The sequence below is a fragment of the Nostocoides japonicum T1-X7 genome, assembly GCF_001046855.1.
Lineage (GTDB): Bacteria > Actinomycetota > Actinomycetes > Actinomycetales > Dermatophilaceae > Nostocoides > Nostocoides japonicum.
Genome location: NZ_HF570958.1, coordinates 3,766,442 through 3,774,911, shown reverse-complemented (window position 1 = coordinate 3,774,911; position 8,470 = coordinate 3,766,442). Strand labels below are relative to the sequence as shown.

General features: G+C 69.4%; 7 protein-coding genes. 4 read left to right on the top strand and 3 right to left on the bottom strand.

The genetic code is table 11. The features are described from left to right. On the bottom strand, positions 1-645 hold a 645-nt coding region (locus tag BN12_RS17150; protein ID WP_235432447.1), incomplete at its 3' end, for an aromatic ring-hydroxylating oxygenase subunit alpha. A gap of 507 nt (positions 646-1,152) precedes the next feature. After that, complete coding sequence (locus BN12_RS17145; RefSeq protein WP_048554363.1) at positions 1,153-1,947, bottom strand: IclR family transcriptional regulator; 795 nt, start codon at positions 1,945-1,947, stop codon at positions 1,153-1,155. A gap of 366 nt (positions 1,948-2,313) precedes the next feature. On the opposite strand from BN12_RS17145, the gene BN12_RS17140 reads away from it, so the two are divergent. From BN12_RS17140 to BN12_RS17130, 3 genes are all read left to right on the top strand, one after another. Beyond that, a complete protein-coding gene (locus tag BN12_RS17140) occupies positions 2,314-3,825 on the top strand; it encodes an aminobutyraldehyde dehydrogenase (protein WP_200901240.1) in 1,512 nt (503 codons plus the stop codon). Positions 3,826-4,233: 408 nt separating this feature from the next. Next, complete coding sequence (locus BN12_RS17135) at positions 4,234-5,574, top strand: MFS transporter (RefSeq protein ID WP_048554361.1); 1,341 nt, start codon at positions 4,234-4,236, stop codon at positions 5,572-5,574. A gap of 37 nt (positions 5,575-5,611) precedes the next feature. After that, positions 5,612-6,001 carry a universal stress protein gene (locus BN12_RS17130; RefSeq protein WP_048554354.1) on the top strand — a complete coding sequence of 130 codons (390 nt, stop codon included), beginning with the start codon at positions 5,612-5,614 and terminating at the stop codon, positions 5,999-6,001. Positions 6,002-6,218: 217 nt separating this feature from the next. Here BN12_RS17130 and BN12_RS17125 read toward each other — a convergent pair whose 3' ends face one another. After that, a complete protein-coding gene (locus tag BN12_RS17125; RefSeq protein WP_048554352.1) occupies positions 6,219-7,613 on the bottom strand; it encodes an L-serine ammonia-lyase in 1,395 nt (464 codons plus the stop codon). 127 nt (positions 7,614-7,740) lie between these two features. On the opposite strand from BN12_RS17125, the gene BN12_RS17120 reads away from it, so the two are divergent. Beyond that, positions 7,741-8,406, top strand: a complete 666-nt coding sequence (locus BN12_RS17120; protein WP_048554350.1) for a GntR family transcriptional regulator — start codon at positions 7,741-7,743, stop codon at positions 8,404-8,406. Positions 8,407-8,470 lie beyond the last annotated feature (64 nt).

The window sequence follows — 8,470 nt, the reverse complement described above, 5'->3', positions numbered from 1 at the left end:
GAACGGGAAGTAGGCGCTGGTCAACTCCGGATGCCCCGCATCACAATGCAGACACTCCCGGTTGTTCTCCATCACCAGCTTCCAGTTACCCGCCTCCATCAGATCCGTCTGATGCGCCACCTTCAACCCCGCCAACCGGTACGGCGCCAGATACGGCTCCAGAACCCCCGCCACCTCATCGAAATCCACCGGCGGCTCATCCGACAGACACACGAACACCAACCCCGCCAGACTCCGCACCGGCACCCGCCGCAACCCGAACGCCGACCGATCGAACCCCGGCTGCGAAGACTCGGCGAAGATCAACGACCCATCCGTGCGATACGTCCACTGGTGATACGGACACACGAAGTTCCCCACCGCCCCACACGGATCATCCACGATCCGCGACCCCCGATGCCGACACACGTTCAACAGCGCCGACACTCCCTCATCGTCATCCCGCACGATGATCACCGACGTCGACCCCACCTCCACCGTCACGAAGTCCCCCGGCTCCGGAATCTCCGCCTCCGTCGCACAGAACAACCAATGCCGACCGAAGATCACCTCCAGATCCAGCGCATACACCTCCGCACTCGTGTAGAACGCCGACTCCAAGCTGTACCCCGGCACACGACGCGCCACCATCCCCTCGATATCCACGGACGCAGAGGCGGATCCAGACGAAGGGCTCACGGGCAGACTCCCGGTTTCTCGAGGTGATGGACATGACAGACGGCACTCTGCTGCACATTGCGGGACAGGCGTGCTGTCCGGGACGAGGCTAGGACGTCAGAAGTGCAGCGTCAAGAGTTTCGGAAATAGAGATTTGCCAACAACTTTTCAAGCAGTGGAGCAAAGCGGACGAGCCGGGCAGCCCGTCGACCCCGGGACAGAGGGACACCCGACGCATGAGGGACGCAGGATCGAGGAGGGCGGAGGCTCCCAGGCCACCGCATTCACGTCCGATGGCTTGAATCCGCCTGTCCCACAACACGTTCCATCCGGGGCTTGCGCTCGGGATCGGCCATCCGGTGGGATCGCGGTGTTTCATAATATGAACTATCTCGTAAAGCGGTACGCACACTGTAGGCAGTGCGCTCCCGGGCCGTCAAGGACGAGCCGCGCCCCCTCCGCGCGGGGGCTGTCGCAGCGGCCCCGCAGACGACGTCACCCCACCTTGGGGTAGCCGTTCCGCTCCGAGATCCGGGCCGCGGCCGGGATGAGCCGTTCGGCGATGGCAGGAAGAAGGGACGGGCCGAGGCGGAACGACGGTCCGGACACGCAGAGGGCGGCGATGACGTCCCCGTCGTGCCCTCGCACGGGCGCCGCCACCGCCGTGAGCCCGATCTCCTGCTCCTCGTAGGTCGTCGCATAGCCCCGCTCGCGCACCGAGGCGAGCTCGGACGCCAGCGCGTCCGGGTCCACGATCGTCCGCTCGGTGTACCGCGTCAGGCCCTCCTCGACGTAGCGCCGCAGCTCCGCGTCCGGCAGGTGGGCCAGGAAGACCTTGCCCGACGACGTCGCATGCATAGGGCTGCGCTGCCCCACCCAGTTGACCGTCGTGATCATCGCGGACCCGATGACCTGGTCGATCGTCACGACGTCGCGGCCGTCGCTCACGGCGATGAGAACCGACTCTCCGACCTCCTCGGCGAGGGCGCTGCATACCGACCGGCTGCTCAGGCTCAGGTCGTGCTTCCTGCTCGCCCCCTCGGCCAGCTGCACGACGCCGTACCCGAGCCGATACCGTCCGCGGTTCGCGGCCTGCTCGACGAGGCCCCGGGCCTCGAGGGTGCCCAGCAGACGGGAGACGGTCGACTTGTGGACACCCAGCTCGGTCGATATCTCGGTCACCCCGGCGGCGCCCCGCCGGCCGAGGACCTGCAGGATCGACACGGCCCGGTCGACGGACTGGACCGAGTTGTCCTGTCCCGGGCGACGGTCCGCACTGACGAAGGACACGGCGTCACTCCACAATCCCGGGCGGTGGAATCGCACTTGACATGCGACCCATCGGCCCGACGAGGCGTCGGGACAGTCGGCGTCCCCCGAGTCGAAGCACCACTCCAGGAGGGGGCTTTTGGCCTGATCCTAGCGAGGGGCGGACGTGCGGCCCAACGCTGCGGCCTCGGCGGGGCGCGAGAGGTGGCCGAGGTTCTGTGACCTACCACACCGGGGGGGTGCCTTGACCTGCCTGTATCCCCTATGCGAATATTCGTACACAAAATTCTGAGTAACGATCCCCGGAGCCGACCGACGCCTGGCCCGCCAGGCCGTGCACCCGTCCGGACCCGGGGACCACCGCGAGCCACCTGGAGACCCACGCGCATGACAACCCAGACCGCAGTCCCCGTCCAGACCGTGCGCCGCGCCGAGGGGGGTGCCGCCCTCGTGTCCGAGGCGGAGCTGCCGTCGACGGGTCAGTTCATCGACGGCGGCTTCCGGCCGAGCACGTCGGGCGCCACCCTCGACGTCGTGGACCCCTGCAGCGAGCAGGTGCTGGCGCAGGTCGCGGACGGCACCGCGGAGGATGTCGACGTGGCGGTGGCCGCGGCCCTCGCGGCCCAGCCCGCCTGGGGCCGCCTCACGCCCAAGGAGCGGTCCCTCGTCCTCCTGCGGATCGCCGACCGGGTGGAGGAGAACACCGACCGGCTCGTCCGCCTCGAGTCGGCGAACACCGGCAAGCCGCTGACCGTCTCCCGCGACGACATCGCGAGCACCGTCGACACCTTCCGCTTCTTCGCGGGCGCGGCCCGGGCGATCACCTCCCAGGCAGCCGCCGACTACACCGAGGGTCACCTGTCGGTCATCATCCGCGAGCCGTTGGGCGTCATCGGCGTCGTCACCCCGTGGAACTACCCGCTCCTCATGGCGGCGTGGAAGATCGCCCCCATCATCGCGGCCGGCAATGCCCTCGTCATCAAGCCGTCGGAGCAGACCCCGTTGACGACGATCGCGTTCGCCGAGCTCGTCGCCGACCTGCTCCCTGCCGGGATCCTCAACGTCGTGACCGGCGTCGGCCCCGTCGTCGGCGCCCGGCTGTCCGAGCACCCCGACCTCGCGATGATCGCCCTCACCGGGTCGGTCAACTCCGGGCGCGCCGTCGCCTCCGGGGCCGCCCAGTCGCTCAAGAGGGTCCACCTCGAGCTCGGCGGCAAGGCTCCGGTCGTCGTCTTCGAGGACGCCGACCTCGACGACGCCGCCTCCGGCATCCGCAACGCGGGGTTCTGGAACGCCGGCCAGGAGTGCGGCGCCGGCTGCCGCATCCTCGTCCACGAGTCGGTGGCCGACCAACTCACCGAGCGCCTCGTGAAGGAGATCTCCTCCTTCGTCGTCGGCGAGCCCGGCGCCGGGGACGACATCGAGATCGGCCCCATGGTGTCCCGCGCCCACTACGACCGCGTCGCCGGGTACCTCTCCCGCGCGAGGGAGGCCGGCATCAGGGCCGCCGTCGGCGGCGGCACCCTCGACGGACCGGGGTTCTTCGTCGCTCCGACCGTCCTCGTCGACGTCCCCGACGACGCCGAGGTCGCCCGCCAGGAGATCTTCGGGCCCGTCGTCACCGTCGAGACCTTCAGCGACGAGGACGAGGCCGTCACCCGGGCCAACTCGGTCCCCTACGGACTCTCGGCGTCGGTCTGGACCGAGAACGCCCGCCGCAGCCACGACATCGCCGCGCGCCTCGAGGCCGGGACGGTGTGGGTCAACTCGCACCTCGTCCTGGCCACCGAAGCCCCGTGGGGCGGCTTCAAGGGCTCCGGCTACGGCCGCGACCTGTCGATCTACGCCCTCGACGACTACTCCCGCACCAAGCACGTCATGCACAACCACAGCCGCTGACCTCCCCGCTCGGCGCGTACCAACCCCCCGGACAACAGGGGCGAACCATCGGCTTCAGCGGCGCCGTCCACGTCCGCTGCCCCGCACCATCTCCTACCAGTCGGAATGGGGCAGGAGGAACCGAACGGCCGGTCCACGGAGGACCCAGCGGGCCCGCGTCACGTTCGGATGGGAGCGAGACCTCCCATGCCCGCTCTCGTGAGCGCAGTTCACCCATCGACGCCGTTCCCGAGCCAGACCGCCCAGGTTCGCGCACCGCGAACCGCGACGTCGCTGTATCCAACCCCCTGAAGGAGAGATCATGCCCGGAAGTGCCCTTGTCGTGAATGGAGGAGGCTCCTGTCGTGGGAGGGTCGCCTCCCGCACCGCGCGGAGATGTCCCCTGGTCCGCGATACGAGGGGGATCTGATGTCGACGACTGACACCTCGCAGTACGAGAAGACGTCGGACGCGTTCAAGAAGCGGTTCATGTGGCGGCTGATCGTCGTCCTGATCGGCGGGATGCTGCTGGACGGCTACATCCTCGGGGTCATCGGCCCCGTCACGCCGACCCTGGAGAAGGACCTGAGCCTGGATTCGACGCAGATCGGTCTCGTCGCGGCGATGGCCCTGCTCGGCATCCTGGTCGGCTCGCCGCTCGGCGGGTGGGCCGGCGACAAGTGGGGTCGCAAGCCGCTGTTCATGGTCGACATGTCGCTGTTCGTCCTCGCGTCCGCGATGCAGTTCTTCACCCACTCGGCCGAGAGCCTGATGCTCGTCCGCCTCCTCATGGGGATCGCCATCGGCGCGGAGTACTCCGTGGGCTGGCCGATGATGTCGGAGTTCGCGCCGGCTCATCTGCGTGGGCGGCTGATGGCCACCGTCAACTTCGCGTGGTACTCCGGGTTCATGATCGGCTACACGATCGCCTACGTGCTGAGCCTGCCCTCGATCAACGTGCCCTGGCACCTCATCCTCGGCTCCTCCACCATCCTGGCCGTGGCCCTGCTCTTGGGCCGGATCGGGCTGCCGGAGTCGGCCCGCTGGCTGTGGAACAAGGGTCGCAAGGAGGAGGCTCGCCGGATCGCGTACAAGTACCTCCAGGGTGACTCGGCGCTGGCCGACCTCGAAGAGGAGGTCGTGCGCGAGAAGGGCAGGTTCAGCGAGCTGTTCTCCCCCAAGTACATCCGCGCCACCGTGTTCGTCTCGTGGTTCTGGTTCTGCAACGTGCTGCCGTACTTCGGGATCGCCACCTTCGCCGACGAGGTCCTCAAGCAGTACGGCCTCTCCGGAGGGCTGGCCGGCGGGGTGGGCCTGTCCTTCGTCTCCGTCGTCGGCGTCGTCATCACCATGTGGCTCATCGACAAGGCCGGCCGCCGCGTGTTCACCGTGCCGCCGCAGTGGATCGTGCTGGTCCTGTTCGTCGTCCTCGGGATCTGGTCCGGAGCGCCGGCCCCGCTGGTCCTCGTCATGTTCCTGGTCTTCTCCCTGCTGAACGCCATGAACGGGGTCCTCACCAGCGTCTACCCCGGCGAGGTGTTCCCGACCGAGGTCCGCGGCATCGGCACCGGGTTCGCCGCCGCCATCAGCCGCCTCGGCGCCGCCGCGGGCACCTTCCTGGTGCCGGTCGGCATCTCGGCCTGGGGCATCAAACCGGTCATGCTCATCCTCGCCGTCATCGTCGCCTCCGGAGCGATCGTGTCCCAGCTGTGGGCCCCGGAGACCAAGGGCAAGAGCCTGGCCGAGACCGCCGCCGGCTTCAGCCACTGACAACCACCATCCCTGAGATGACACTGAGGAGACACCCATGACCGTCGCCGTGGCCCACAGCGACACCCCCCGAGGCCAGGCGGCCCTTCGAGCCGCAGCCGAGGAAGCCGTCCTACGAAACCAGGATCTCGCCGTGCTCCACATCGTCGGCGGCGTCGACGAGGTTCAGCACAACGACCCGGCCGTCACCGACCAGGTCGCCGCCCAGCTCGCCGACATCGCCGGCCTCACCTGGACGCTCCGCACCGCACCCGAAGGGTTCGACACCGCCGAGGCACTGCTCGACGAGGCCGAGGAGGTCGGCGCCACCCTCCTGGTCATCGGCTCCCGACACCGCACCCGCGTCGGGAAGATGTTCCTCGGCTCCACGGTCCAACGAGTCCTCCTGGAGTCCACCATCCCCGTCCTCGTCGTCAAGGTGCCCTGACCACACCTGGATCAGGAGGCCGATCACGCCTCACACGTGCCGAGTAGATGTCGTCCCGAAGCCCGTTCGACGACATCTACTCGGCACGTGCGCGAGCGCCGGGACGGGCAGGCGAGGGTCGGCGCACGGCGAGGGTCGGCGCACGGCGAGGGTCGGCGCACGGCGAGGGTCGGCGCACGGCGAGGGTCGGCGCGCAACGAGGGTCAGCGCGGCGGGGTCAGCACTCGACGACGTTGAGCGGGAGCTCGATGACGTTGAGCGCGAGGCCGCCGCGGGCCGTCTCCTTGTACTTGACGCTCATGTCGGCCCCGGTCTGCCGCATCGTCCTGATCGCCTTGTCGAGGGAGACGTGGTGCCGGCCGTCGCCGTGGAGGGCCATCCGGGCCGCGGTGATGGCCTTGACGGATCCGATGGCGTTGCGCTCGATGCACGGGATCTGCACCAGGCCCCCGATGGGGTCGCAGGTCAGGCCGAGGTTGTGCTCGATGCCGATCTCCGCGGCATTCTCCACCTGCTCGGGCGTCGCCCCGAGGACCTCGGCGAGCCCCGCCGCGGCCATCGAGCAGGCGGAGCCGACCTCGCCCTGGCAGCCGACCTCGGCCCCGGAGATCGAGGCGTTCTCCTTGAACAGCGCGCCGATCGCCCCGGCCGTGAGGAGGAACCGGACCACGCCGTCCTCGGTGGAGGTGTCGACGAACCGGCGGTAGTAGTGGAGGACGGCGGGGACGATCCCCGCGGCGCCGTTCGTCGGGGCGGTGACGACGCGGCCACCCGCGGCGTTCTCCTCGTTGACGGCCAAGGCATACAGGGTGACCCATTCCATCGCGCGGAGCGCGTCGTGCTCGTCGGCCGTCGTCTCGAGCCGGGTGCGCAGGTCGGCGGCCCGGCGGCGGACCTGCAGACCGCCGGGGAGCACCCCGGTGGCCCGGGTGCCGCGCTCGACGCACTCCTGCATGACCTCCCAGATGTGGAGCAGACCGGCGCGGATCTCGCTCTCGCTGCGCCACACCTGCTCGTTGGCCAGCATGAGGTCGCTGATCCGCAGACCGGTCTCGCCGGCCATCCGCAGCAGGTCGCCGCCGCTGTGGAACGGATACGGCACGGGGGTCGGGTCGGCGACGAGCACGGGGCTCCCCGCCTCGTCCTCGTCGAGGACGAAGCCGCCGCCCACCGAGTAGTACTCGCGCCGCTCCAGGACGGATCCGTCCTCGTCGAAGGCCTCGAAGACCATGCCGTTGGTGTGGAACTCCAGCCGCTTGCGGCGGTGCAGGACGATGTCGTCGTCGACGGAGAACCGGATCGGCCGACGCCCGGCCAGCCGCAGCATCCCGTCGTCGCGGACGGCTTGGACCGACGGGTCGGCGGCGACGGGGTCGACGAGGTGCGGCTGCTCGCCCTGCAGCCCGAGGACGACGGCCTTGACGCTGCCGTGCCCGTGGCCGGTCGCGCCGAGCGAGCCGAAGAGCTCGCAGCGCACCCGGGCGGTCCGCGGGAGCAGGCCCTCGTCGGCGAGCCGAGTCCCGAAGAGGTAGGCGGCGCGCATCGGGCCGACCGTGTGCGAGCTCGACGGGCCGATACCGACCTTGAACAGATCGAAGACGCTCACCGTCACCGTGGAACACCTATCTCGCGTCGCTGGCGGAACCGCCGTAGGGCCTCTAATATATCAGTCGTATGCGGCTTTCCGCCCTCATCGTTCGCAGCGGATATCTGATGTATGCCAGTGCTAGCCTGACGCCATGTCCCTCGCCCAGCCGGAGGTCGTCGATCCCGCCCTGCCCCTCGCCGAGCGTGCCTACCTCACCCTGCGGGACCGGTTGATCACGCTGCAGATCCGGCCCGGGGAGCCCATCGACGACGTGAAGGTGGCCGGCGAGCTGCAGGTCGGGCGCACCCCGGTCCGTGAGGCGCTCAAGCGGCTCGAGGACGACCGGCTCGTCGTCGCATACCCGCGTCGGGGCACCTTCGCCACCGTCGTCGACATCACCGACCTCGCCTCCATCAACGACATCCGCGCGCAGCTGGAGCCGCTGGCGGCCCGGCGCGCCGCCGAGCGCGCCACCTCCGCCCAGCGGGCCGAGCTGCAGGACCTCGTCGACCGGTTCGGCTCGCCCGAGACGCTGCCGACGGATCCCACCGAGCTGATGCGTCTCGACGTCGCGGTGCACCGCGCGATCTACCGGGCCTCGGGCAACCCGCACCTCGAGGACGTCCTCGTCCGCTACCACAACCTCGCCACCCGGATGTTCTGCCTCTTCCTCGAGCGGCTTCCCGACGTGCCCGAGCACATCAACGAGCACGTCCCCCTCATCGAGGCGATCCTCGCCGGCGACGCCGACGAGGCGGCGGCCCGGGCGCTCCGGCACGTCACCGGCTTCGAGGCGGGCGTCCGCGCCGTCATCTGACCCCCCTCGGCAGGTGTGAGCTTTCCGTGGCTGGAACGCTTCGGCAACCACGACAAGCCCGCAC